At 48.4% G+C, this 24,923-nt stretch carries 19 protein-coding genes, 1 tRNA gene and 2 pseudogenes; 2 read left to right on the top strand and 20 right to left on the bottom strand.

Features of this window, described 5'->3' with window-relative positions; translation table 11 throughout:
* A complete protein-coding gene (gene cysB, locus IPK30_10860; protein ID MBK8103743.1) occupies nucleotides 1-975 on the bottom strand; it encodes an HTH-type transcriptional regulator CysB in 975 nt (324 codons plus the stop codon).
* A 24-nt stretch (nucleotides 976-999) separates the two neighbouring features.
* A complete protein-coding gene (locus tag IPK30_10855) occupies nucleotides 1,000-1,899 on the bottom strand; it encodes a 5'-nucleotidase (protein ID MBK8103742.1) in 900 nt (299 codons plus the stop codon).
* Nucleotides 1,900-1,981: 82 nt separating this feature from the next.
* Between IPK30_10855 and alr the strand changes: the two genes are divergently transcribed.
* The gene (alr, locus tag IPK30_10850; GenBank protein ID MBK8103741.1) at nucleotides 1,982-3,055 is read left to right on the top strand and encodes an alanine racemase; all 1,074 of its coding nucleotides are present in this window, start codon (nucleotides 1,982-1,984) and stop codon (nucleotides 3,053-3,055) included.
* A gap of 3 nt (nucleotides 3,056-3,058) precedes the next feature.
* Here alr and IPK30_10845 read toward each other — a convergent pair whose 3' ends face one another.
* The 14 genes and pseudogenes from IPK30_10845 to IPK30_10780 form a co-directional block, all read right to left on the bottom strand.
* Complete coding sequence (locus tag IPK30_10845) at nucleotides 3,059-4,258, bottom strand: NADH:flavin oxidoreductase (protein ID MBK8103740.1); 1,200 nt, start codon at nucleotides 4,256-4,258, stop codon at nucleotides 3,059-3,061.
* A 24-nt stretch (nucleotides 4,259-4,282) separates the two neighbouring features.
* The gene (locus tag IPK30_10840; GenBank protein ID MBK8103739.1) at nucleotides 4,283-6,169 is read right to left on the bottom strand and encodes an ATP-binding cassette domain-containing protein; all 1,887 of its coding nucleotides are present in this window, start codon (nucleotides 6,167-6,169) and stop codon (nucleotides 4,283-4,285) included.
* Nucleotides 6,170-6,180: 11 nt separating this feature from the next.
* Entirely contained in the window at nucleotides 6,181-6,810 is a 630-nt protein-coding gene (locus IPK30_10835; protein MBK8103738.1) for a hypothetical protein, read from the bottom strand.
* Nucleotides 6,801-8,498 carry a ComEC/Rec2 family competence protein gene (locus tag IPK30_10830; GenBank protein ID MBK8103737.1) on the bottom strand — a complete coding sequence of 566 codons (1,698 nt, stop codon included), beginning with the start codon at nucleotides 8,496-8,498 and terminating at the stop codon, nucleotides 6,801-6,803. Before IPK30_10830 ends, IPK30_10835 begins: the two co-directional genes overlap by 10 nt.
* 50 nt (nucleotides 8,499-8,548) lie before the next feature.
* Nucleotides 8,549-9,223: a heptose kinase gene (locus IPK30_10825; GenBank protein ID MBK8103736.1), complete on the bottom strand. Its 675-nt coding sequence runs from the start codon at nucleotides 9,221-9,223 to the stop codon at nucleotides 8,549-8,551.
* An 83-nt stretch (nucleotides 9,224-9,306) separates the two neighbouring features.
* Nucleotides 9,307-10,887 carry a serine/threonine protein kinase gene (locus tag IPK30_10820; protein ID MBK8103735.1) on the bottom strand — a complete coding sequence of 527 codons (1,581 nt, stop codon included), beginning with the start codon at nucleotides 10,885-10,887 and terminating at the stop codon, nucleotides 9,307-9,309.
* A gap of 783 nt (nucleotides 10,888-11,670) precedes the next feature.
* The gene (locus IPK30_10815) at nucleotides 11,671-13,395 is read right to left on the bottom strand and encodes a peptidylprolyl isomerase (GenBank protein MBK8103734.1); all 1,725 of its coding nucleotides are present in this window, start codon (nucleotides 13,393-13,395) and stop codon (nucleotides 11,671-11,673) included.
* A 13-nt stretch (nucleotides 13,396-13,408) separates the two neighbouring features.
* On the bottom strand, nucleotides 13,409-13,600 hold the full coding sequence (locus IPK30_10810; protein ID MBK8103733.1) for a SurA N-terminal domain-containing protein: 192 nt from the start codon (nucleotides 13,598-13,600) through the stop codon (nucleotides 13,409-13,411).
* 111 nt (nucleotides 13,601-13,711) lie between these two features.
* A pseudogene (locus tag IPK30_10805) lies at nucleotides 13,712-13,983 on the bottom strand (HU family DNA-binding protein).
* A 233-nt stretch (nucleotides 13,984-14,216) separates the two neighbouring features.
* Nucleotides 14,217-16,625 carry an endopeptidase La gene (lon, locus tag IPK30_10800; GenBank protein ID MBK8103732.1) on the bottom strand — a complete coding sequence of 803 codons (2,409 nt, stop codon included), beginning with the start codon at nucleotides 16,623-16,625 and terminating at the stop codon, nucleotides 14,217-14,219.
* Nucleotides 16,626-16,750: 125 nt separating this feature from the next.
* Nucleotides 16,751-18,034 (bottom strand): ATP-dependent Clp protease ATP-binding subunit ClpX, encoded by a 1,284-nt coding sequence (clpX, locus tag IPK30_10795; protein ID MBK8103731.1) that lies wholly within the window; start codon nucleotides 18,032-18,034, stop codon nucleotides 16,751-16,753.
* An 81-nt stretch (nucleotides 18,035-18,115) separates the two neighbouring features.
* Nucleotides 18,116-18,748 (bottom strand): ATP-dependent Clp endopeptidase proteolytic subunit ClpP, encoded by a 633-nt coding sequence (gene clpP, locus IPK30_10790; protein ID MBK8103730.1) that lies wholly within the window; start codon nucleotides 18,746-18,748, stop codon nucleotides 18,116-18,118.
* 60 nt (nucleotides 18,749-18,808) lie between these two features.
* The gene (gene tig / locus IPK30_10785) at nucleotides 18,809-20,134 is read right to left on the bottom strand and encodes a trigger factor (GenBank protein ID MBK8103729.1); all 1,326 of its coding nucleotides are present in this window, start codon (nucleotides 20,132-20,134) and stop codon (nucleotides 18,809-18,811) included.
* A 43-nt stretch (nucleotides 20,135-20,177) separates the two neighbouring features.
* A tRNA-Leu gene (locus tag IPK30_10780) sits at nucleotides 20,178-20,262 on the bottom strand.
* 123 nt (nucleotides 20,263-20,385) lie between these two features.
* On the opposite strand from IPK30_10780, the gene infA reads away from it, so the two are divergent.
* Nucleotides 20,386-20,604, top strand: a complete 219-nt coding sequence (gene infA / locus IPK30_10775; protein ID MBK8103728.1) for a translation initiation factor IF-1 — start codon at nucleotides 20,386-20,388, stop codon at nucleotides 20,602-20,604.
* A gap of 44 nt (nucleotides 20,605-20,648) precedes the next feature.
* Here the strand turns inward: infA and IPK30_10770 are convergent, their stop codons facing one another.
* The 4 genes and pseudogenes from IPK30_10770 to clpS all read right to left on the bottom strand — a co-directional run bounded on the left by IPK30_10770 (nucleotide 20,649) and on the right by clpS (nucleotide 24,849).
* A complete protein-coding gene (locus IPK30_10770) occupies nucleotides 20,649-21,809 on the bottom strand; it encodes a type II toxin-antitoxin system HipA family toxin (protein MBK8103727.1) in 1,161 nt (386 codons plus the stop codon).
* Nucleotides 21,802-22,041 carry a helix-turn-helix domain-containing protein gene (locus IPK30_10765; protein MBK8103726.1) on the bottom strand — a complete coding sequence of 80 codons (240 nt, stop codon included), beginning with the start codon at nucleotides 22,039-22,041 and terminating at the stop codon, nucleotides 21,802-21,804. The genes IPK30_10770 and IPK30_10765 overlap by 8 nt, the downstream gene beginning before the upstream one ends.
* Before the next feature lie 111 nt (nucleotides 22,042-22,152).
* Nucleotides 22,153-24,428 (bottom strand): annotated as a pseudogene (gene clpA, locus IPK30_10760) (ATP-dependent Clp protease ATP-binding subunit ClpA).
* Between the two features lie 37 nt (nucleotides 24,429-24,465).
* Nucleotides 24,466-24,849 (bottom strand): ATP-dependent Clp protease adapter ClpS, encoded by a 384-nt coding sequence (gene clpS / locus IPK30_10755; protein MBK8103725.1) that lies wholly within the window; start codon nucleotides 24,847-24,849, stop codon nucleotides 24,466-24,468.
* Nucleotides 24,850-24,923 lie beyond the last annotated feature (74 nt).

Here is a 24,923-nt window from a genome sequence, read left to right as displayed (position 1 = left end):
TTAGCGCACGGGTAAATCGATATTCACAAACAACGCGGCTCGCTCTTCTGCCGTTGTTTGTTGCGCGGCTTCTACAACTTGTTTTTTATTGAGATGCGGCGCAAAGCGTTCAATAAAATCGTACATATAACTGCGAATAAAAGTACCGCGCCGTATACCTAAACGCGTCACACTGGGCTCAAATAAATGGCTGGCATCCAGCGCCACTAAATCGCTGTCCGCCCCTTCATCCCACGCCATGTGCGCGATGATGCCTATCCCCAAACCCAAACGCACATAGGTTTTAATAACATCAGCATCCGTTGCTGTGAACACTACTTGCGGTGTTAAATTTTCTTGTGCGAAGGCCGCATCTTGTTTGGAGCGCCCAGTAAAACCGGAAACATAGGTAACGATAGGATACTGCGCAATTGCCGCCAGTGATAAAGGCGTTACCGCACACAGCGGATGATTTTTCGGCACCAATACGCAGCGGTTCCAGCGATAGCACGGCAGCGTAATCAGCTCAGAAAACTGCTCCATTGCTTCGGTAGCTATCGCCATATCCACCTGCCCTTCTGCCACCATTTGCGCAATTTGCATCGGCGTTCCCTGATGAATATGCATGGCGATATTGGGGTATTGCCGAATAAAACCGTTGATCACTTCCGGCAGTGCGTAGCGCGCTTGGGTGTGGGTGGTGGCGATACTCAAACTGCCGCTGCTGGGGTCATTAAATTCCCTTGCGATTTGGCGCAGGCTATTGGCGCGACGCAAAATTTCTTCTGCCTCCTGCAAAATCATTTCACCGGCCTGTGTAACATGCGTGAGATGTTTTCCGCTGCGTGCAAAAATTTCTACGCCCAATTCGTCTTCCAACAAACGAATTTGTTTGCTGATACCTGGCTGCGAAGTGTGCAAACTCTCTGCCGCAGATGAAATATTCAATCCTTGGCGCGAGACCTCAAGGATGTAACGCAATTGCTGCAATTTCATAACGGCAATCTTTCTTGATAAGTTTTATTCATTGGCAATACCGTGCGGCACATGGCCAGTGGGTACATGTTGCGCGGCAGAATCGCAATGCCCCTGTTGGTCATCAAAAAACACATCGGCTCCATAAGCGCGTAAAAACTCACCTTTTGCCAAACCACCGAGGAACAAAGACTCATCAATACGAATTTGCCACGCACGCAAAGTGCGGATCACTCTTTCATGTGCTGGCGCTGAACGCGCTGTCACCAAGGCTGTGCGTATGGGGCAAGTATCATTTGCAAATTCCGCTTGCAAACTTTGCAAGGCCTGCAAAAACGGTTTGAATGGGCCACCTGATAAAGGTTCATGCGCGGCTGCTTTTTCACTGGCGGCAAACGCATCCAAACCGCGCGTTTTGTACACGCGCTCAGCTTCATCAGAAAAAATAACGGCATCACCATCAAACGCAAAACGAATTTCACCACCCTCTTGTTGCTGATTGGATGATGGCAACAAAGTCGCTGCCGCCAAACCATTTTCCAGCGCCAAGCGCACATCTTCTGCTTCAGTTGAAAGAAACAAATGGCAACCAAACGCGGTGGCATAGGGATACGGCGAATGCCCACCGCAAAACGCCGCGCGCACAATGGGTAGCTTGTAATGTTGTATCGAATTAAAAATGCGCAACCCCGTATCGGCTGTATTGCGCGACAACAGAATCACTTCTACGCGCGGCTCACCACCGAGCTGTTCGTTAATGGCCAGTAGCTTGCGCACCAAGGGAAAGGCACCACCGGGTTGCAGCGGATTGTCCTCGTTGGCCACCTGATGCGCAGCATAGGCAGCCAGGCCTTCACGCTCATAAATGGCGTGGCTGGCATCCAAATCAAACAAGGCACGCGAAGAAATCGCAATCACCAGTTTGCTGCCAAAGTGTTTCGACATTTCTGTCTGCTCCTGCTTGTATTTCGCTCGTCAGTCTAGCAGCAAGTCAGTATCATGGAACCAATCATTGATCGTTGCACACATGAAAACTCGCGCCATCATTAACACTGCTGCTCTTGCTCACAATTTAAGCCACATTCGCCAGCTAGCGCCTAGCAATCCCATTCTCGCTATTGTGAAGGCAGATGCCTACGGTCACGGTGCGGTGGGTTTACTGCCCAGCGTGGCACAGCACAGTGATGCACTGGCTGTTGCGCGTTTGGAAGAAGCAAAAATTTTGCGCACTGCACAATACCAAGGTCGTCTGATGTTGATGTGCGGCGTGAGCAATGCCGCAGAACTTACTGAGGCCATTGCACTGCAACTGGATATTGTGGTGCACGATCCTGCACATCTCGTACTGCTGGCTGCACACAATTATTGCGCAGCACATAAAACCCATCTTTGGTTGAAGATGGATTCCGGCATGCACCGCCTCGGCTTTCATCCCACGCAATATGCAAACGCTTTTCAACAACTGCGCACTTTACCGTGGTGTAGTGAAATTATCGGCATGACGCATTTTTCTTGTGCCGATGAACCAGAAAAAAATACCACAGAAAAACAAATTCAATGCTACGCAGAGCACACAAACCATTTGACTTTAAACAATCACAGTCTCGCCAATTCTGCTGGTATTTTGGCGTGGCCTGCCGCGCATCGTGGCTGGTTGCGCCCAGGCTTGATGATGTACGGAATCAACCCTTTAGAAAATTCAACACAAATTTTGCAGCCGGTGATGCAATTAGAAGCGCAAGTGATAGGTACACGCATCATTCCTGCAGGCGAAACCACAGGCTACAACCAACGCTGGCGCGCAGAAAAAGATTCTTGTATCGCTTTTATCGCAGCCGGTTATGCCGATGGCTACCCCATCACTGCACTCAACCACAGCGCAGTAGGATTTAACGGGCAGCGCGCACCAGTGGTAGGACGAGTATCCATGGACACCATCGCCATTGATTGCACGGATTTAGCAAGCAAACCACTGATGGGCGATTATGTGGAGCTATGGGGCAACACCGTTTCGGTAACAGAAGTCGCCCGCGCGGCTGGCAGCATTGCTTACGAGCTACTCACTTCTGTTTCTGCGCGTGTGCAGCGTATTTATCACTAATATTTACGGTTGACGCACCGTGCAGCGAATACCACCCGGCGCTTCAATCAAACCTGCACATTGATTGCAGTGCGTGCAGCCATTCACATAATTTGCATCGGCTTGCGCGTTTTTCACGAAATCCGGATCAAATAACAGTGGTCTACCGAGCTGGATAAAATCAAAACCACCATTCATTACGCGTTCAATGGCCGCATTACTATCCACACCACCCACATAACACACTGCGCCTTTTTTAACGCGCTCGCGTATGCGCAAGGCATTTTCCAATAAATAGGTTTCGTGATAAGGATAATGGCGGAACAGTTTTCCGCCGATGGCTTTCAACGCCACTTTCATCAGTGGATTGGTTTCATGTTCGATCAAACCTGGCTGAATACTGTCACCTTGAAAAATCATCATCGGATTCATGGAGCTCGTGCCATCACTGGGAATAATGCAATCCAAACCCGCATCATCCAACATGCCGGCCATTTCCAATGATTGTTCATAAGTGGTTCCACTGCGTATGCCGTCCGACATGCTAATCTTTCCCAACAGAGGAAAATCATTGCCCACGGCTTTGCGCACTGCTGCTAATACTTCCAGCGGAAAACGCATGCGATTTACCACACTACCGCCGTATTCATCACTGCGTCGATTGGTAATTGGTGACATAAACTGGCTTAAACCGTAACCGTGACCAAAATGAATTTCGATGGCATCAAAACCCACTGAGCGCATAAATGCCGCTGCGCGCGCCATCACTTGTGCGCGTTCGCGCAATTGCGGTCGCGTCATACCTAGCGCCAGAAAACGACCGTAAGCCATGCCCAATAAGTTGGGGCCGAACGATGCACTTTTCGCTATCCAGCCATCCATTTCTGAATTTTTTGTCATGGCACCTGCATGCGACAACTGCCCAGAAACTTTGGCACCTGTTGTTTTGATGGTGGCAATCGTTTGTGACAAAGGTTCACGCACATATTCGTCCATGTACATCATGTCTGCATGCAGGCGACCATTATTTTCTGCAGCACAGTAGGCAATTGTTGTCATGCCTGCGCCACCCTCGCCTATGCGACGATGCAATTCTGTTAAATCTGCGGATGGTAAACCTTGCGGTGTTTTTCCTTCAAAAGTTCCTGCTTTAATGATGCGATTGCGCAAAGACAGACCATTTAATTCTGCTTTTGAGAAGCATTTGTTCAGCCCTGTATTCATCATCATATTCTCCCGTTACCATTCTTAACTGTTATTTTCCAACTGTTCTTGAATATTAAACCACTCCACTTCCCAATCTTCAATCTGTTTGCGCAAAGTGCCCTGCTCTTCCAGCGCTTTTTGCAGTTGTGATTTCTTCTCTGCCTCGTACAAGGCAGAGTCAGAAAGCGCCTGTTCAATATCCGCTAATTTTTTCTGTTTTCCAGCAATATTTTTCTCCAACTCACCAGCGCGTTTACGCAAAGGAGCTAATGCTTGTCGCAACTGCGCAGACTCCTGCCGCTGCGTTTTCTTATCTTGCACGGCATTGGCAGCGCTTTTTTTCTCAACGGCCTCCGCGCTATTCTGCTTGCTCAGTTGCCGATGATAGTCTTCCAAGGTGCCATCAAACTCCGACACTTCACCATCATGCACACGCCAAAATTCATCTACGCTGTTGCGCAATAAATGACGATCGTGCGAAATTACCACTAGGGCACCACTGTACCCCAACAACGCCTCCGTTAGCGCCTCGCGCATTTCCAAATCCAAGTGGTTGGTTGGCTCATCCAACAATAACAAATTGGGACGCTGCCACACCACCATGGCCAGAGCCAAGCGTGCTTTTTCACCACCAGAAAATGGCTCGATAGGTTCCAAGGCTTTATCAGCATGAAAATCAAAGCTGCCAAGAAAATTGCGTATGGTTTGCTCCGAAGCGTCTGGCGATATGCGCTGTATATGCAATAACGCGCTGGCGTTCATGTCCAGCGCCTCCAGCTGATGCTGTGCGAAGTAGCCGACAGCCAAATGCTCGCCTGCCACACGCTCACCGGACAGCAGCGGCAAATCACCCACCAAGGCTTTAATCAGCGTTGATTTACCCGCACCGTTTACGCCCAACAAACCAATACGCGCACCTGGTTGTAAATTGACATGCACTTTATTGAGTAGCATTTTTTCACCGTAACCTATATTCGCGTCACGCAGCACCAGTAACGGCGATGAAATTTTTTCACTGTCGCGAAAGACAAAATGAAAAGGAGAATCTACATGCGCCAGTGAAATTACCTCCATGCGCTCCAGCTCTTTGATACGGCTTTGCGCTTGTTTGGCTTTGGAAGCTTTGGCGCGAAAGCGACGCACGAAATCTTCAATCTCGGCCATGCGGCGCTGCTGCTTGTCATACGAGGCCTGTGTTTCTGCCAAACGCATCGCACGCATTTTTTCAAAGCTGGAATAATTTCCGCGATAATAATTGAGCTGCTGATTTTCAACATGGACAATGCCATCCACCACATTGTCTAAGAATTCTCGGTCGTGCGAGATAATCAATAATGTTCCCGTATAAGACTTTAGCCACTGCTCCAACCACAGCGTCGCCTCCAAATCCAAGTGGTTGGTCGGCTCATCCAACAATAACAAATCAGAACGCGAAATTAACGCCTGTGCGAGATTCAAACGAATACGCCAACCACCCGAGAAACTGTTTACCGGCAGATGGCATTGCGCCTGCAAAAAACCTAAGCCATGCAACAACTGCTCAGCGCGATAGTGCGCATCGTAACCGTGCAAAGCCTCCAACTCGGCATAAGCATGCGCCAGTGCATTGTTGTCGTGTTTATTCTCTGCATCTGCAATAGCTTGCTGCACGCGCCGCAGGTCTTTGTCACCATCCAAAACATAATCCAATGCCGTTCTATCACTGGACGACACTTCTTGCGCCATATGCGCCAAACGCCAATTAGGCGGCACAGACAGTGACCCTGCTTCCAACTGAATCTCACCTTGCAGCAATTGGAACAAGCTGGATTTTCCACAGCCATTGCGCCCAGTAATACCGATATGTTGGCCAGGGTTGATGCGCAAAGACGCTTTTTCCAGCAGTGTTTGTGTGCCGCGCTGTAAGCTAATGTCCGTTAAAACAATCATGCAGAAATCAACTACTGAGAACAGTGCGCATTGTATCTTTGTTCACGCCAGAAAGTTCGCTGCACACACAGTGCTTTTTCTATGTCGATGTCCATATCTGTCAAGCGTATTTTTACTGCACCCACCTCAGCAGTATTCAGCATAGTCATTCCAAAGTGCTGATAGCGTTCCTGTACTATCTTCGCAGGATGATGAAATCGATTTTTATAACCCGAACTCACAATAACTATCCCTGCATTCACCGCAGACAAAAAAGATGATGACGACGATGTCTTGCTACCGTGATGTGGTGATACCAAAACATTTGCCTGCAAATCAATATTGGCATTTAACAGCTGCTGTTCTGACTGCTTTTCAATATCACCTGTCAGCAATAATCGCTTGCCACCTGCATCAATCTGAATCACACAACTGTTGTTATTTTCGTTGTTGGCTATATTTTCATTCTTATTGATGGGATACAAAACTCTAAAATCTACACCATCCCAACGCCAGTGCATACCGCCATTACAAGGAAGATAACCCTCGTCATTCCCCAACTGCTCAGATGAACCAGACCACTTCTGTAACGCAGCGATCTCATCCAACAAACCATGCCTCCCACCAGCATGGTCACCATGTGCGTGACTAATCACCAACATATTAATTCGCCTAGCACGCATATTTCTAAGTGCGGTTGCGACAATATCCTCCCCGCATCAAATCTTTCTGAATGTTTATCGCCTGCATCAAAAACCATAAAATGCGTCGCAGTGCGCACAACCACCGCCAAACCTTGGCCCACATCCAACACCTGCACTTCCACTGTTTTCTCTGGCAAATCAATACTCGATGAAAACAACAATGGCACACAAAGCAATAGACAAAAAATCCGCCAGTGAAGCTGGAAAGAAAAAAAACAGAGCGAACCAACACAAGCCATCAACAACAGTAGAACCGTCAGGCTGACGCCACCTAACTGCCATTGCCATTCAGAAAAACTTTCAACAACCCACTGCATGGCTGTCCAATAAACATCCAAAGACCACGCCGATAATTGCAGCAACTTATTTGAAAACGCTGCAGATACCGGCATCAAAGCCAAAGCGGCAAAACCACAGGGAAGCGATACAAAACTCACCCACGGCACAGCGATAATATTCATGGGCAGCGATAACAGAGAAACCTTGCCATAGACATATAGCAACACCGGCAGCATCACGACAAACATAATGAGGTGCAAGCGAAATGGCTCTGCCACATAACGATGCAACCAAGATGAACGCAATGGAGAGACTGTGTGACTCGCCAGCAATAACACCGCCGTTGCCACAAAGGTAAACCAAAAACTGACGGACAACATGGACAATGGATTGGCAATTACCACCAACACCAACGACATCAGAAAAATAAACTTCAGTTGGAACTTTCCATAGACAATCCGCTGCAACACAGCCACCGTCACCATAATCAGCGAGCGCTGGGTTGCCACGGAAAATCCAGTCATCAACGCATAAAAAACAGCAAAAGCCAAAGCGAAAACACTCGCCCACAGATCCGCAGGCCAATAACGCAGCGGAAACACCATCAAACACACCAAGCGCTTAAATAGAAAATGGAATAGCACAACCACCAAAACAATGTGCAAGCCTGAAACCGAGAGCAAATGTATCGTCCCACTATCGCGCAACACACGCCATTGCATGCTGTCTATATCGGCATAATTACCAATCAATAACGCAGACAAAGTGCTTCCGGCGTAATCACTTAGTTTGGCGTTTTTTATGGCTTGATCAACAGCTTCTCGCAAGCGCAAAAAAATATCTGCCTGAAAGGCTTCACAGGTCTCTACTGCCTGAATATAGCCTGTTGCGCGATAGCCAGCCTGCAACAGCCAAGCCTGATAATCGTATTGATTAAAATTTAACAATCCACGCGGCTGTTTTAATTTTACGCGCAAGCGGTAGCGGCAGGAAAAATCAGGAAAGTTTTCATCCTGAAGATCGCGTGTAGTTAATCTCAGCTTTCCCTTGAATTCTTCTGCATGAAAATCCAATTGCCAGCCATCATCTGTCGCACGCGGAAAGTCCTCAATATAACCGGTAACCAGTATAGATTGCCCTTCCTGTTCAGCCGGCAACCACTGCGAAAGAACATACTGACTATAAATTACCGCCCATGTAAAACCCAATGCAAAACACCCAACAACCTGCAACCGCCTCCACCCTGCAAGAAAACAAAGAACCACCAACAAAGAAAGCGCAACTAAAACAGCCTGCGACAACAGAGAATCACAAAACAGCGCCAATAGCGCACCAATAACAAATGCAATAGCAAGATTGTTAAACACAATGAAACCCTCCGTGGCTTCCTTGTTACATGCATCTATCAATGCAGTATTTATCTTCCATCGTAATAACGCGCAATCTTTTTCAGACGCTCTCTGTCTGTTTTATTGAGCTTTTTTCTTCCTGTGTACTGCTTGTAAAACCACAAGCGCCAACGCAAAGGAATGCACTCTCTGGCAATTTTATCTAAATGTGACAAATCCTTAATAATGCGATACTCCAAAAACGGCCACACCCAAAAACGGCCGCCAGGGCAATCAAAAAAATAAACATCCATTTCATCCGTGACGAGTATGTTTCTCCAATCCAAATCGTTATGTGTAAATTTCTTGCTATGCATAACCTTAGTAAATTTTGCCACTTTTCCGGCAATAGCTCTGAACTTATCTCGCTCAAAAATCAGCGGACTTTTATGTTTAGCTAGGCTTTCCATATCCTTAGCGCCATGCAGCGCCAAAGTCACCAACACACCGCGCTGAAATTTACCCGAGTGATATTCTTCGCCATACGCCAATATTTTCGGCGTATCTATACCTTGTTTTTGAAACCAGAGCAGGTGCTCCCATTCTGCTCGCACACGCGAACGCACGAAGTATTTCCGCACGCGACGCTTACCTGGCACAAAGCGTTTCATATAAAACGCCTGCCCATTCGCCTCGTGTAGCGTAACGGTATTGCTAGGCCCTTTGCTAACCTGCTTTCCCTTTAGAGCGAGGCAATTATCCATTGACGCAAAGCTTTGCGCCAATCCAAGCTCTTTAGCTAGATCAGAGACAACCCACTGTGTCTTCACTGCTGGCCGCCCATGAATTATGAAAAATCACGCTTATACGCTTCATGTAGAGCAAGCTGCATATCACTGGCGGACTCATAACGATTCGCAGGATTTTTTTGCAAAGCTTTATTGATGATACGCTTGGCGCTGGCTGGCAAACCCGGACGCACCTCATCAACAGGCTTGAATTTACACTGCACAATTTGAAAAGTGAGATTAGCAATATTGTCGGCTTTGAAAGGCAACTCACCGGTTAATAGCTGATAGAAAGTTACACCCAAGCTAAAAATATCCGTGTAGTGACTCACCTGTTCGCCACGAATTTGCTCGGGTGACATATACAAAGGACTACCTAACAAATCGCCTGTGCGCGTGCGTGTTGCCGATCCATCCATGATGCGCGCAATACCAAAATCTGCCACTTTGACTTCGTTGGTTTTTTCATCGTACAAAATATTGCTCGGCTTAATATCGCGATGAATAATGTTTTGTTTATGTGCGTGATACACGGCATCCGCAGCCATGGCCATGATGTAGTACACCAACTCCACACTCAACAAACTATCCTTGCGCGTATGCTCAGATAAAGCTACGCCATCAACAAAATCCATTGCGATATACGCCAAGCCAGGCTCTTCACCAGCATCGTAAATAGTCACAATATTGGGATGCCGCAGTTGGCCAACAGCCGCAGCTTCACGAAAAAATCGCTCTTTGATATTGGGTAGTTCTGAGGCATCAAACTGATCGTAATGTAGTGTTTTTATCGCAACTTGCCGTGAAATCGTGGGATCAAAACCCAAATACACCACGCCCATGGCGCCGCGACCCAATTCTCGCAATATCTGATAGCGCCCTAAGTGTTGTCGCGCCGATGTGCTTCGTGGCGGCGCAATAGCGTCTGTGCGTTGACGATCACGCGCTTTTGCAATAATCGTAGAGTCTTCAAAATCCAACACCGCTGCCGAACCTTCCATCGATGGCTGAATTCGCTGTGGTATCTGTTTTTTACGCTGCAATTTTTCTAAAAATGATGACTTACTTTTTACTGTGCGTGACATGCTTGTTGGCACAAGCGTGGATGCAGAGTGAGCAGCTTGTTTTTCTGTTGAAGTGATAATGATTCGCTCACCTTCAAAAGAACGCTTTACACACCATAAAAATACGAGGGCATGCCCTGACAATAAGAATATTAACCACTGCGAGATGGGAAACCATTCTCGGTGTACGCTGAACACAATTTGCTGCGCCAGCACTAGAGCGACAGCCATTAGTACTGATAGCAAAGCTCCCCAACGCACACTCAACAATGGCAAAGCAAATAAATAGAGGGCGATACTCAAGGCCACACACAAGTGCAGCAACAAATAGCTGCGAAATGGTGTAGCAAAACTGGCATTTTCAAGACTCGCCACACTGAGTAATAAATCATCTGCGTCTAAATCACCTTCTTCGCCGATCACCACAATTTTGTTTTGCAGCACACGCAACGCCGATTGATCAAGTACTGCGGATAATGGATAGCGGATAGCCGCGGGCACAGAAAATCCATTATCAACAGAAAAGAAAGGCAGCACTTCAGAAGCTGGCGAAGCCGGAATCACAATCCCTTGCATTTTGATGCCCTGCGCAGGCAACCACTCCGGGCTGCGCACATTTTGTTGCAAAGAAAACAAGGCTAGTCGCGCATCATACCGGACAGCATTTTCACCGCGCCACAATAAAGGTCGCCCCAATGCACCGTGCTGCGCTTGCGGCGCAGTAATACCGACAAATTGTGTTTGTTCTGCAGACAATACCGGTAGCGCCTTGCTAGCCATAAGAATCTTTGCACGAACAGCATAATCATCAATAACTTTTGTGCGTATCACACGCTCGTTTGCAAGCAGTGAACGATAGGTAGACATTCTGTCGGCCATCGCACGAAAAGACGCCGAAGCAGTCGCAAAATCCGAGTTCTGTGTATGCTCTGTCAGATCATTAAAACCGTACTGATTCCATAGCACATCATGCAAAACCAAAGCAGAGCCTTTCATACTACTGGCCTGCAGGCGCGTGAGGAAACTCATCATATTTACTGCACTGGCAGGATCATGCAGAAAACTTTGCATGTCCGCACGCGGCACATCGATGCGTACAGATGCGTTACTGACATCCCCCATGCGCCCCTGTAAGCGAGCACCTATTCGGAATAGCGTGTTGTCAATTCCACTAAAAGCCGGCAGCCCTGTTGCTGTGGTTTTTGCACCCAGCAGCAAAAAAAAGAATACGAAAAGCAAAAGCAAAACCCTCGCATCCAGCAGCGCGGCTACCGTTTGCCAGTGTTTATTGGTCAGCTTTGCTCGTATTTTCACAGCCCCACCCTGCGCGAATGCAAGCGGATTGTTTTGAACAAACGCTTATTGCTGTTCACTACTCTCTTTGTTTTCAACCGTTGATGTGACAGCAGTTCTTTTTTCAACTTTCGCCGATTGACGCAGCGCCTGTTGATACAGCGAATACTCTTCACCACCCACGCTAGTATTCATTCGCTCTAATACCGCTTTGTATTCAGCACTGTTTGTATCAAGTTGTGGATTATTGATTGCCAACAAATGCACAACCGCCCAATCACCATTGGTCATTTGGAATGCTTCTGTAGCCGTAGCCGCAGAAGACTGACCACTCAACTGAAATGCTCGCGCCACCAATTCTGCACCCACTCCATTTGCATTATTTTTTTGATTTTCTAAAAGCAGACGCGACAATTTTTCCTTACTTGCCACAGCACTCATCGATTCTCCTTCAATCACACGCTGACGAATAGCGTCAGCCTGCGTTTTTAGCTGATTGGCCGCCTGTGTTTTCTTGATGTTGCTAATAATGTCATCTCTGACCAGTGCCAAATCTTTTGGCTTAGGCAATTGGTGCTCCGCCACGCGCACAACGACTGCACGATCCGCTGACAATTCAATCACCTGACTGTTTTTTCCTGAATCGAGCAAATCTTCCGAGAAAGCAGCATCAATCACTTTTTGTTGACCTGCAATCCCTTTACCGCCGCGACGACCAAATGCTTCTGTTTTTTGCACTTGCATATTGAGATCCGCTGCCGGCCCAACCAGATCGCCCGCACTGTAGGTACTGTCGGTCATTTGATTCAGCTTTTCTGTGTAATCCGCATCTACTTTTGCATGGGACAACTGCTCCTGTAGTGCAGCCTTGCGCTCAGCAAACGAAGGAAATACCGTATTTTTTTGATCCAGCAGTTTGATAACATGATAGCCGTAACGCGTTTTTACCGGCTCAGAAAAATCGCCCACCTTGATCAACGCCGCCAATGCCGCCTCAAACTCTGGCTCAAATACATTGCCAGCACTTACGCCCACATCACCACCCATCACAGCAGATTCTTTATCATCAGAATACTTTTTAGCGACATCCGCAAAGCTTTCGCCCGCTTTCAGTTTTTTCATGATGGTATCTAGTTTGGTTTTCTCTGAGCCATCTGGTTTCTCTTCCACCAAAATATGCGCTGCCTGTCGCTCAGGGGATGGTTTAAAAGCTGCAGCCTCTTTTTCATACGCTGCTTTTAAGTCGACTTCTTCCACCGGCGCACTATGTCCCAGCGCTACCTTATTCAGATCAAGATATTCAAGAGTGACAGTTTCTTCCGTCATAAACTCGTCAGCATGATCTTTAAAATACTGCTCAACTGCTTTTTCATCAGGCTGGATGCTGTTAGTTGCAGCTTTCTCGTCCAATAACAAATATTCAAAACTTCTGCTTTGCTCTGACAGAGCAACAGCAGCAGCCACTTGTCTATCTGTTGTAAATGCCGTTTCTGCAATACCGCGCTGCAGTTGCTCTGTTACTAATGCATCGTTTAAGCGTGAACGATAAATCGCCGGTGTCATGCCCACGCTGCTCAATTTACTTTTGAAAAAACCTGGATCAAAATTTTTTCCGTCTTGGCTAAATTCTGGATTGCGTACAATTTCACGATCAATGGCATCAGGTGCTGCCGCCATTTTCATCACGCTAACCTGCTTAGCCAGTACCGCACGGTTGATCAAAGACTCAATCGCCGGCTCACGCAACATTTGATCAGAGAGGAAAGATGGATCTATTTTTCCCTTAAACATCTCACTGTAGCGTTCACGCGCAGTGGTGATTATGATTGATCTGTTGCTCGCTGATATCGGTGCCATCTACGGACAATGGTGCTTTAGCTTGTCCACCGCCACTAAAAAATGCGTCCGCGCCAAAGAGTGCAAAAATCACGCAAATAAAACCAATTATCACAGTGGCAAAAACGCCCTGCATTTTTTCACGCATTGCTCCGATCATACGAGCCTCACTATCAAAGGATGCAGCATGGTAACAAAAAAAGGCGCATTTTTATGCGCCTTTTTTCGAATTTCCTGCGTTATTTCAGCAGGTTATGCATGAAAGCTAGACTCAATTCAGAGCATCTTTCAATGCTTTACCAGGCTTAAATCCAGGCTGTTTAGACGCTTTAATTTCCAGCGCTTCACCTGTCTTAGGGTTGCGACCAGTACGAGCAGCACGCTCTTTAACAGCAAAAGTACCAAAACCGACCAGTGTTACTTGGTCATTGTTTTTCAGTGCTTGGGTGATGCTATCAATAACCGCATCCAGTGCACGGCCAGCGGCCGCTTTTGGCAATCAGCTGCTGTTGCAATTGCGTCGATCAAATCAGTTTTATTCACGAGAAACCCCTTGGTTGTATTCCATTGAAATTTTGTCTGGGTGGCAGGAAGCGGGTCGGCGGCCGACCAGTTCACTCGCAGCTCCCTGTTGCCTATAGCTTGTCAAAAATACCCAAGCTACAAACTACGCCTACGGCTTACGAGGGCAGGTTTTATACCCTTGCCACTGCCAAGGGTCAAGCCAACTTTCACAAAACCGCGATATTCGTCGAATATTTTCGCTGTCAATCCGCTTAATGTGTGCTGACTCGCTCTATTTTTTTCTTGCCAACACTTGCTTCTTCTGCAGCAGCGGTCTCGGCATACTCCGCGTCAGTCAATGGCTCAGGCAGATATTGCAGTGCAATAGCCAGTACATCATCAATCCACTTCACCGGCTTAATCACCAGCTCGTCTTTGATATTGTCTGGTATTTCTTTCAAATCCCGCTCGTTTTCTTGTGGAATGATCACTGTACGAATGCCACCGCGATGCGCCGCCAGCAGCTTTTCTTTTAACCCACCGATAGGCAGGACTTGCCCGCGCAGAGTAATCTCGCCCGTCATCGCCACATCGGCGCGCACGGGGATATTGGTCAGCACCGACACTATCGCCGTGCACATCGCGATACCCGCACTAGGGCCGTCTTTCGGCGTGGCACCTTCTGGCACATGGATATGCAGATCGAATTTCTCGTGAAAGTTCGCCGGTACGCCCAATGTCTGTGAGCGACTGCGCACCACAGTGAGCGCCGCCTGAATCGACTCCTGCATCACATCGCCCAAAGAACCTGTCTTCACGATGGCACCTTTGCCTTTTACAGCCGCAGACTCGATGGTCAGCAACTCACCGCCCACTTGCGTCCAAGCCAAGCCTGTGACCTGCCCGACTTTGCTCTCCTCTTCCGCGCGGCCGAAGCTAAATTTACGCACACCAGAATAAAGCTCCAAATTGGCGCTATCTACCGTCACATGCTTGATCGCACCTGACTTGCGCGCGCCGTGGGACTTCACCACCTTACGACAGATTTTTGCCAACTGACGCTCCAAACCGCGCACGCCTGCTTCGCGAGTATAGAAACGCACGATGTCTCGAATCGCTTCATCCGCAATTTCACACTCACCCTGATCCAAACCATTGGCCTTAAATTGTTTTGGAATCAAATAGCGTTTAGCGATATTGAGTTTTTCATCTTCTGTGTAGCCCGGGATGCGAATAATTTCCATACGATCCAATAACGGACCGGGAATATTCATCGAATTGGCTGTGCAGATAAACATAACATTGGATAGATCGTAATCCACTTCCAAGTAATGATCATTGAACGAACTGTTTTGTTCGGGATCCAACACTTCCAACAAAGCAGATGCAGGATCACCGCGATGATCCATGCCAATTTTGTCGATTTCATCAAACAAAAACAGCGGGTTATTCACTTCTACCTTTGCCAGTTTTTGTAGCAACTTTCCCGGCATAGAGCCAATATAAGTGCGGCGATGGCCACGAATTTCTGCTTCGTCGCGCACACCGCCCAAAGCCATACGCACAAACTTGCGATTCGTAGCACGCGCTATGGATTCTCCCAGTGAAGTTTTACCAACCCCTGGCGGCCCCACCAAACACAACACCGAGCCGCGCAATTTTTTTACGCGTTGCTGTACTGCCAGATATTCGAGAATGCGCTCTTTTACTTCCTCCAAGCCGTAGTGGTCTTGGTTCAGAATGTCTTCTGCGCGCTGTAAATCATGGCGCAAGCGCGTTTGCTTATTCCAAGGCAAGGATGTCATCCAGTCGATAAAACTGCGCACCACGGAGGCTTCTGCCGACATCGGCGACATCATTTTCAACTTTGATAATTCACGGCGCGTTTTTTCTTCTGCTTCAGGTGACATCTTAGCTGCGACAATTTTCTTTTCGATATCATCGACTTCATTGCCGGTTTCTGCGTTACCTAACTCTTTCTGAATCGCCTTCATCTGTTCATTGAGGTAGTACTCACGCTGGCTGCGTTCCATCTGTTTTTTCACACGCCCGCGGATACGCTTCTCCATGTGAAATAAATCCATTTCTTTTTCGAGCAAGCCCAACAAATGCTCCGCACGCTCCAATGGATCAGCCATTTCTAACAAGCTCTGCTTCTGCTCAATGCTCAGCGGCATATGGGTGGTCATCGTGTCCACCAATCGTCCCAATTCATCGATGGCAGCCAAGCCCCCCAAGGTTTCGGGGGGAATCTTCTTACTGAGCGTGGCGAATTCTTCAAATTGTTTTAGCAAGATTGCAGTCAGCGGTTCAGCCATGTGTGTAGCCAAAGGTGGCTCACTAAATTTTTCAATTTCTACCGCAAAATAACCGCCCACATCTTGTAGCTGTTGAATCGTGGCGCGCGCACCACCTTCTACCAAAACTTTGACGGTATCGTCGTGCAATTTAAACAATTGCAATACCGTGACCACGGTGCCCACTGCATACAAATCTCCAGCCGAGGGTGCGTCAGCAGCGGCATCGCGCTGTGCCACCAACATCACTTGTTTATCGGCAGCCATGGCACGCTCTAATGCTTTGATGGATTTGTCGCGACCGACAAACAGCGGAATCACCATGTGCGGATACACCACCACATCGCGCAACGGTAACAGCGGCAACACCAGCGATTGGCTCATTTATTCCTCCAAAGCAACACAGTAATTTAAGAGAACGCTCCGTACAGTCTAGCCCACAAACCAAGAAAAAAACCAAAAAAAAGGCGACCAATTGGCCGCCCTTTTTTCATCACAACGCGTTGTGATTATTCATCTGATGCTGCTTTGCTCAGCTTCGGCGGCTCAACAGATTGATACACCAGCAGCGGCTCTGAATCACCGCGAATCACCGGCTCATCAATTACCACTTTGCAAACATCTTTCTCAGACGGCAGTTTGTACATGGTGTCTAACAACACATTTTCAAGGATGGAACGCAGGCCACGAGCGCCCGTCTTGCGCTCCATGGCTTTCTTGGCAACGGCACGCAGAGCATCTTCACGGAAGTCGATTTCGACATTCTCCATCTCAAACAAGCGCGCATACTGTTTTGTTAATGAATTACGCGGCTCAGTCAGGATGCTGATCAGCGCTTCTTCATCCAACTCCTCCAGTGTGGCGATAATTGGCAAACGACCGACGAACTCTGGAATCAAGCCATAGCGCACCAAATCTTCTGGCTCCAACTCGCGCAGAGATTCGCCAACATTCTTGCTGCTGTCTTTACTTTTGATTTCTGCGCTGAAACCAATGCCGCCTTTCTCAAAGCGATCGCGAATTACTTTGTCCAAACCGGCAAACGCACCGCCGCAAATAAACAGGATGTTGCGCGTATCCACCTGTAAGAATTCTTGCTGCGGATGCTTGCGTCCACCCTGCGGCGGCACAGAAGCTACAGTGCCCTCGATCAGTTTCAACAGCGCCTGCTGTACGCCCTCGCCGGACACATCGCGGGTTATGGAAGGGTTATCTGACTTGCGCGAAATTTTGTCGATCTCGTCGATATACACGATACCGATCTGTGCTTTTTCCACATCGTAATCGCACTTCTGCAACAACTTCTGGATGATATTTTCGACATCTTCACCGACATAGCCCGCTTCGGTCAGTGTGGTGGCATCCGCGATAGTGAACGGCACATCCAGCAAACGCGCCAGTGTTTCCGCCAGCAGAGTTTTACCACTGCCGGTAGGCCCAACCATCAGGATGTTGCTCTTGCCCAGCTCGACATCGCCTTCTTTCTTATTACCGCCCGCACGCAAGCGTTTGTAGTGGTTGTACACCGCTACGGCGAGAATTTTTTTCGCTTTTTGCTGACCAATGACATATTGATCCAGCGTTTCTTTGATTTCCAAAGGCGTAGGCAGTTTTTCACTGCCAGTTTCTGCCGCGCTTTCTTGGATCTCTTCACGAATGATGTCGTTGCACAAATCCACACATTCATCACAGATGAATACGGAAGGACCTGCAATCAGCTTTTTTACCTCGTGTTGGCTTTTGCCACAGAACGAGCAATACAGCAGTTTGCCGTCGTCGCCACTTTTGGCCATATCAACTCTCCAGCACGCTTTTCTTCAATTACACATCATTTGAATGATAGCAGCGCTGCCATTATTTGGCAGCACCTCTTCTTACTTAACGACAGTCAACACCCGACGATCCAGCACTTCGTCAATCAATCCAAATGCTTTCGACTGCTCTGCGCTCATAAAGTTATCGCGCTCGGTTTCTCGTGCAATGGTTTCCACCGGCTGACCGGTGTGCGCTGCCATGATTTCGTTGAGGCGATGGCGAATTTTGATAATTTCCTCAGCATGAATAAGGATATCAGTCGCTTGACCCTGCGCACCGCCGCTAGGTTGGTGAATCATGGTCCGCGCATTCGGCAGGCAGTAACGCTTGCCTTTGGCGCCACCCGCCAACAAGAACGCACCCATGCTGCAGGCCTGACCGATACACATGGTGCTGACATCCGGTTTGATGAACTGCATGGTGTCGTAGATCGACATACCCGCTGTCACGGAACCACCTGGCGAGTTGATATACAGATGAATGTCTTTATCTGGATTTTCTGCTTCCAAAAACAACAACTGTGCCACTACCAAGTTGGCCATGTAATCTTCCACCGGACCGACCAAGAAAATGACGCGCTCTTTCAGCAAACGCGAGTAGATATCGAAAGACCGCTCACCGCGAGCGGTCTGTTCGATCACCATCGGGATCAAGCCAACATTTTGTGGAGATTGAATAATCCTGTCGTTCATCGTGTCTTTTCCTGTGTCTCAATACTCATCGCAGTGTAGCTTTGTCCGTCGGTGAACTCATCACTCGCCGTCAGATTCTTCTGCTTTACTAACCACTTCTTGATAGCTCACTTTGCGATCTTCTACCGCCGCTTTACCCAATACCAGCTCGACCACCAAATCTTCTAACACCATGTTTTCGATGCCAGACAACAATTGTTTGTTCGCCATGTAATGCTCGATCACTTCTTTTGGCTCGCGATAGCCTTCGGCCAGCTCTTCCACTTTGCTGCGCACACGGGCTTGGTCAGGCTTGATGTCGTGTTGACGGATGATTTCAGCAAAAATCAAACCGGTGGTGACACGCTTTTTCGCCTGCTCGGCAAACATATCGTCGGGGAAGATAGAAGCGGCATCAATTTGCTTGGCCATTTCGCCAAACTGCTGCAACATTTGGTTTCTCATGGCATTAACTTCATTACGAATCAATGCCTTAGGGACTGAAACCTCATGTAATTTCAGAAGTTCATCCACCACATTGGTTTTGAGTTTATTCAGTGCGGCATTCTTCATTTCACGCGCCATGTTCTTGGTCACTTCCGCGCGGAAGGCTTCTAGGCCACCTTCTTCTACACCAAAATGCTTGAAGAACTCGTCATTCAGCTCTGGCAGCTTCTTCTCAGACACTTTTTGCACTTTGATCTTGAATTCCACCGCCTGACCTTTCAGCTCTTCGCTGTGATAGTCATCAGGGAAGGCCAGCGCCAATGTTTTTTCCTCACCGGCTTTCATGCCGACGATGCCGTCTTCAAAGCCGGGGATCATCTGGCCAGAACCCAGTGTCAGCGGTGTGTTCTCGCCCTTGCCACCGGCAAATGGCTCGCCGCCTTTGAAGCCTTCAAAGTCGATAACTACTTGATCGTCTTTTTGCGCAGCGCGCTCTACCACTTCAAAGCGGGCCTGCTGCTGACGCAGAGAGTCGATGGTTTTATCTAGGTCGGCATCTGAAACAGATCCCTCCAAACGCACCAAAGAAACTTTACCCATGTCGCCAAGGGTGATTTCTGGGAAAATTTCAAAAGTAGCCACGAATTCAAAGTCTTTGCCTGCTTCATCTTCGCCTTTGGCCTCAATAGAAGGCATACCAGCAGGCTGTAACTTCTCTTGCTGCACCGCTTCAAAATAGGCTTTGTTGATCATTTCGCCCAATACTTCTTGGCGCACGCCCAAACCAAAACGCTGACGCACCACTTTCATAGGCACTTTGCCGCGACGAAAGCCATCCAAACGCACATTGCCTGCCGCGCTTTGCAGACGCTTGTCCACCTCAGCATCAATTTTTACGGCAGGCAAACCCACCGTCATACGGCGCTCTAAAATGGATACGGTTTCAACCGACACTTGCATGATCTATCAACCTCATTGTTCAAGGATTATTTTAAAAAGGGGTTGGTGCGAAAGGAGAGACTCGAACTCTCACGGGTTGCCCCGCTGGAACCTAAATCCAGTGCGTCTACCAATTTCGCCACTTTCGCAGAAAGGGGCGCGCATTATGCCATCCCTCCTTTGATTTAGCACGATACATACGGCAAAATGCCGCCCGCTGCGTTGGGCACCCTGCCCGCGAGTTATTCGGTGAATAGCCATGAGGTTTATAGATGTCGAAAGAAGACTGTATTGAGTTTGAAGGCGAGGTGGTCGACACCCTTCCCAATACAACTTTCAAAGTGAAGCTGGAAAATGGCCACACCGTGATGGCACATATTTCCGGCAAAATGCGCAAGAACTACATTCGCATTCTGACGGGCGATAAAGTCAAAGTCGAAATCACGCCTTACGACTTGAGCAAAGGCCGCATCACTTATCGCGCGCGCTGAGGAACACCTCCTCAGCTTGACACTTCAAGCTATCGCCCTGCTTTTTAGATAGCTTTCTTCATTAAGCTCAGCAAATGTTCTAGCACATGCCTAGCGTCTGCGTTGCTTGCGCTGAGGCATGCAGCGTTTACCTCACTTTCTATCTGCGCAATAGCTTGTAAACAATCGTCGTATAAAGCGCTCGCCTCTCGCAGCGTAAGATCACAAGCACTCGTACCAAATTGCAGCAGATGCTTGCGCGCCCACCATTTGCGACTACCCATCATGGTCAGCGCCGAAAGATCGTTTTGTAGATAGGCAGTTGTACTCACCACATCGTAAGCTGGTGCGAGACGCACACTATCAATACCTTCATACACCAAACCAAAATTTTTAAGATGCGCATCGCCGTTCTGCAGTAACTGATTCAACACCATCATCTTAAAAAACTGAGCTAAGGCAGCAGCTTTTCTAGCAGGCGCAACAAATGTTTTGATGGTTTTTGCCACTTGTTCATAGCTGCCCACATATTTGTCATCGCGCTGGCGCGCTTGCAACACACACATATCCTCAAAGCCCAATGCGCAGCCATCTGCTGCTAAATCAAAGCGCTTCATCACAAACAATGCAGCATCGTTACTCAAATAAAACTCAGGCACTGGGATCTTGGCTGCTTGCAACACGCGCATACACCAGTATTCGTTCAACGCCAGTTGCGGGTAATCAGCACCCCATGCTTTTACGATGTAACTGCCTAATTGCAAGCTTGCTTTATCCTGCAAATGCGCAAGCACCTTGGGCTGCACACCACTTAAAGGCGAGCGCAAAGCAAAACGCGCTACCAACTCGTCAAATAAAGGTTTTTCTCCCGTTGCTTGTAACAGCTCGTCCAGTGGCAACATATCGAAAGACGGCAGACTTGATGCATAACTCAAACGCCCTTCCACACTGGGCGCCAGCAGTTTTAGCAATCCGAAATCATCCGTGGTGACCAATTTACTAAAATGCCGTTTGATGAATGATAGTAAATACCCTTCCGGCAAATGCATTTCAAATAACGGGAACAGGCGATCGTGTACATAATCACGCCCACGCACCGGCATGGTAAGCGACACAAACTGCTCGGTGTTGACGCCACTGTGGTAACGAAAAACCGTCTTGCCGCCTTCCAAAAACAGCTCGCCCACTGGCTGGTTTTGCACAAAAACATTCAACGCATTAGCCATCACGCAATTCCTCAAAAGTAGGAAAAGGTGACTTTGCTCTCACCGCCAGTTCGTACCCCAACAAATTGAGCACGCTCATCACCTTGCGCACTCCTACATCCCCGCCGCGTCCAGCTTCCAGCGCCGCTAAGGTGACACGAGAAATACCGGCTTGATCTGCCAGCGTCTGTTGAGACATGCCGCGCTCACTGCGCAGATGTTTGATTTGCTGCCCGAGTGATTGAAAGTCCATACCCGTCAATATGATAAAAATACTTGTCAATAATACTACTTTTATTAATTTTGTAAAGTATTTTTATCAAGCGTAGCTATTCCAGATAGGCGCTCTTTCCCAATATCAATATCAGGCCGGAGTCAGCTCCTCGATATGCAGCACCACTTCGCCGTTTTCCACGGTGACTTCCACACGCCCGCCCGACTTCGACAGCTCACCAAACAACACCGCCTCTGCCAGTGGTTTGCGCAACTTATCTTTAATCAGCAGCGCCATTGGGCGTGCGCCCATGGCTTTGTCGTAACCGTTGTCGGCCAGCCAATCGCGCGCGGCGTCATCCACCTCCAGCATGACTTTTTTATCATCCAACTGCGCCTGCAATTCCACCAAGAATTTATCCACCACGGTTTTGATGGTGGTTTTTCCAAGGGCGCGAATTGCACGATGGCATCCAAGCGGTTGCGAAACTCCGGCGTAAACACGCGCTTCAAGGCTTCACCGGCATCGCTGCTGTGATCTTGTTGCGTAAAGCCGATGCTGCCACGACTCACTTCACGCGCACCAGCATTGGTGGTCATCACTAAAATCACATTGCGAAAATCGGCTTTGCGACCGTTGTTGTCGGTGAGTGTGCCGTGATCCATCACTTGCAATAACAAGTTATAGACATCGGGATGCGCTTTTTCAATTTCATCCAGCAACACCACGCTGTGCGGATGTTTAGTCACCGCTTCCGTCAACAAACCGCCTTGATCAAAACCCACATAACCGGGAGGCGCGCCGATCAAACGCGAAACAGTGTGGGATTCCAAATATTCCGACATATCAAAACGAATCAGCTCCATACCCATCAACTGTGCGAGCTGGCGCGTGACTTCGGTTTTGCCCACACCCGTAGGCCCTGCAAACAAAAATGAACCGATAGGTTTACCCGGCGCACCCAAACCGGCGCGCGACAATTTAATCGCCGTGGCCAAGGTGTCGATAGCTTCATCTTGCCCAAACACCACCATTTTTAAATTTTTATCCAAATCACGCAGCAATTCTTTATCAGATGAAGACACTTGTTTCGGTGGGATGCGCGCAATTTTTGCCACCACGGCTTCAATGTCATGCACACCAATCTGGCGTTTGCGTTTGGAAATCGGTTGCAGTTGTTGATACGCGCCCGCCTCGTCAATCACATCAATCGCTTTATCAGGCAAGAAGCGATCATTGATATAACGCTCCGCCATTTCGGCAGCCGCTTTCAAGGCTGCATCGGTGTAACGCAAGTTGTGGTGTTTCTCAAACGCGGGTTTTAAGCCGCGCAAAATGTGGTAAGTGTCTTCAACGGAAGGCTCGCCCACATCCACTTTTTGAAAGCGACGCGACAGGGCGCGGTCTTTATCAAAAATACCGCGATACTCCTGAAAGGTAGTGGAGCCGATGCAGCGCAAATCACCGGAAGTGAGCAGCGGTTTTAACAAGTTGGAAGCATCCATCACACCGCCGGAGGCAGCGCCCGCACCGATAATAGTGTGGATTTCATCGATAAATAAAATCGCGCCTTCGCGTTTTTTCAATTCCGCCAACAGCGATTTGAAGCGTTTTTCAAAATCACCACGGTATTTGGTTCCCGCCAATAACGAGCCTAAATCCAGCGAATACACCGTGCAGCCCGCTAACACTTCCGGCACTTCACCATCCACAATCAAACGCGCCAAACCTTCTGCGATGGCCGTTTTGCCTACGCCAGACTCACCCACCAGCAGCGGGTTGTTTTTGCGGCGGCGGATGAGAATTTGCGAAACGCGCTCCACTTCTTGCAAACGACCCACCAGCGGATCAATGCGCCCCTCTTTTGCCAGCGCATTCAAATTAGTGGCGTAAGATTCCAATGGATTATTGCCTGTACCTTCATCGCCAGAGCGCACTTCTGCGTCTGAATCTTGCTCGCGGTTTTCAGATGAAGGTTCATCACCATTGCTGGTTTTGGAAATGCCGTGCGTGACAAAATTCACCACATCAATGCGCGCAATGCCCTGCTCGCGTAAATAATAAACCGCTTGGCTTTCCTGCTCGCTAAAAATCGCCACCAACACATTAGCGCCTGTGACTTCGGTTTTGCCGGACGACTGCACATGAAACACCGCGCGCTGCAATACGCGCTGAAAACCGAGTGTGGGTTGTGTTTCGCGCTCGGCTTCGCCTTCCACTAACAGCGGCGTGGTGCTGTTAATAAAATCCACCAAATGTTTGCGCAGTTTGATGAAATCAGCAGAGCAGGCGCGCAGCACAGCGGTGGCCGCTTCGTTATCTAACAAGGCCAACAACAAGTGCTCCACGGTCATAAACTCGTGGCGTTTCGCTCGAGCATCCTTGTAAGCGCGATTCAGTGTGACTTCGAGATCTTTGCTTAACATGATGATGGCCTCATCGCTGGTTATTGGTCACTATTGCTTACTCGTCGCCTTTGCTGCTGTCGGGTTCTATTTGACACAACAAGGGGTGTTCATTTTCTGAAGAATATTGATTGATTTGCTCTGCTTTCGTTTCCGCAATGTCTCGCGTAAACACGCCACAAATTGCACGCCCTTCAACATGCACTTTCAACATAATGCGCGTCGCTTGCTCGCGGTTCATGTGAAAGAACACTTCCAACACTTGCACCACAAACTCCATCGGCGTGTAGTCATCATTCAACATCACCACACGATACAAACGCGGCTTATGCAAGCGCGGTTTCTGTTTCTCAACCAGCGCCGTACCCGCACTCTCGTGCTCAATTTCGTTACTGTCTGCACCGTTGCCCAAATGCGGCTGGCTGCATGCAATACGCTTCATCAAATCCACCTTGTAATGCTCTTTGCAATGAGATCTCGATTTCATTCTACCCTGCTTGCTCTAAATTTATAGGG

The sequence above is a fragment of the Cellvibrionales bacterium genome (assembly GCA_016713115.1).
In the GTDB taxonomy this organism is placed as follows: Bacteria; Pseudomonadota; Gammaproteobacteria; order Pseudomonadales; family UBA7239; genus UBA7239.
Note: the sequence above shows the minus strand (reverse complement) of the source record. Positions and strands in the feature narration are given on the sequence as shown.

Excerpts from the sequence above, each read along its gene's own strand:
- cysB (MBK8103743.1), bottom strand. The coding sequence starts at position 975 with ATGAAATTGCAGCAATTGCGTTACATCCTTGAGGTCTCGCGCCAAGGA.
- clpX (MBK8103731.1), bottom strand. The coding sequence starts at position 18,034 with ATGGCCAAAAGTGGCGACGACGGCAAACTGCTGTATTGCTCGTTCTGT.
- IPK30_10840 (MBK8103739.1), bottom strand. The coding sequence starts at position 6,169 with ATGATTGTTTTAACGGACATTAGCTTACAGCGCGGCACACAAACACTG.
- lon (MBK8103732.1), bottom strand. The coding sequence starts at position 16,625 with ATGAGCCAATCGCTGGTGTTGCCGCTGTTACCGTTGCGCGATGTGGTG.
- infA (MBK8103728.1), top strand. The coding sequence starts at position 20,386 with ATGTCGAAAGAAGACTGTATTGAGTTTGAAGGCGAGGTGGTCGACACC.
- clpS (MBK8103725.1), bottom strand. The coding sequence starts at position 24,849 with ATGAAGCGTATTGCATGCAGCCAGCCGCATTTGGGCAACGGTGCAGAC.
- IPK30_10815 (MBK8103734.1), bottom strand. The coding sequence starts at position 13,395 with ATGTTTAAGGGAAAAATAGATCCATCTTTCCTCTCTGATCAAATGTTG.
- IPK30_10770 (MBK8103727.1), bottom strand. The coding sequence starts at position 21,809 with ATGGCTAATGCGTTGAATGTTTTTGTGCAAAACCAGCCAGTGGGCGAG.
- IPK30_10845 (MBK8103740.1), bottom strand. The coding sequence starts at position 4,258 with ATGAATACAGGGCTGAACAAATGCTTCTCAAAAGCAGAATTAAATGGT.
- tig (MBK8103729.1), bottom strand. The coding sequence starts at position 20,134 with ATGCAAGTGTCGGTTGAAACCGTATCCATTTTAGAGCGCCGTATGACG.
- IPK30_10765 (MBK8103726.1), bottom strand. The coding sequence starts at position 22,041 with ATGGACTTTCAATCACTCGGGCAGCAAATCAAACATCTGCGCAGTGAG.
- IPK30_10825 (MBK8103736.1), bottom strand. The coding sequence starts at position 9,223 with ATGGATAATTGCCTCGCTCTAAAGGGAAAGCAGGTTAGCAAAGGGCCT.
- IPK30_10820 (MBK8103735.1), bottom strand. The coding sequence starts at position 10,887 with ATGCAAGGGATTGTGATTCCGGCTTCGCCAGCTTCTGAAGTGCTGCCT.
- IPK30_10835 (MBK8103738.1), bottom strand. The coding sequence starts at position 6,810 with ATGTTGGTGATTAGTCACGCACATGGTGACCATGCTGGTGGGAGGCAT.
- clpP (MBK8103730.1), bottom strand. The coding sequence starts at position 18,748 with ATGAACGACAGGATTATTCAATCTCCACAAAATGTTGGCTTGATCCCG.
- IPK30_10810 (MBK8103733.1), bottom strand. The coding sequence starts at position 13,600 with ATGATCGGAGCAATGCGTGAAAAAATGCAGGGCGTTTTTGCCACTGTG.
- IPK30_10855 (MBK8103742.1), bottom strand. The coding sequence starts at position 1,899 with ATGTCGAAACACTTTGGCAGCAAACTGGTGATTGCGATTTCTTCGCGT.
- alr (MBK8103741.1), top strand. The coding sequence starts at position 1,982 with ATGAAAACTCGCGCCATCATTAACACTGCTGCTCTTGCTCACAATTTA.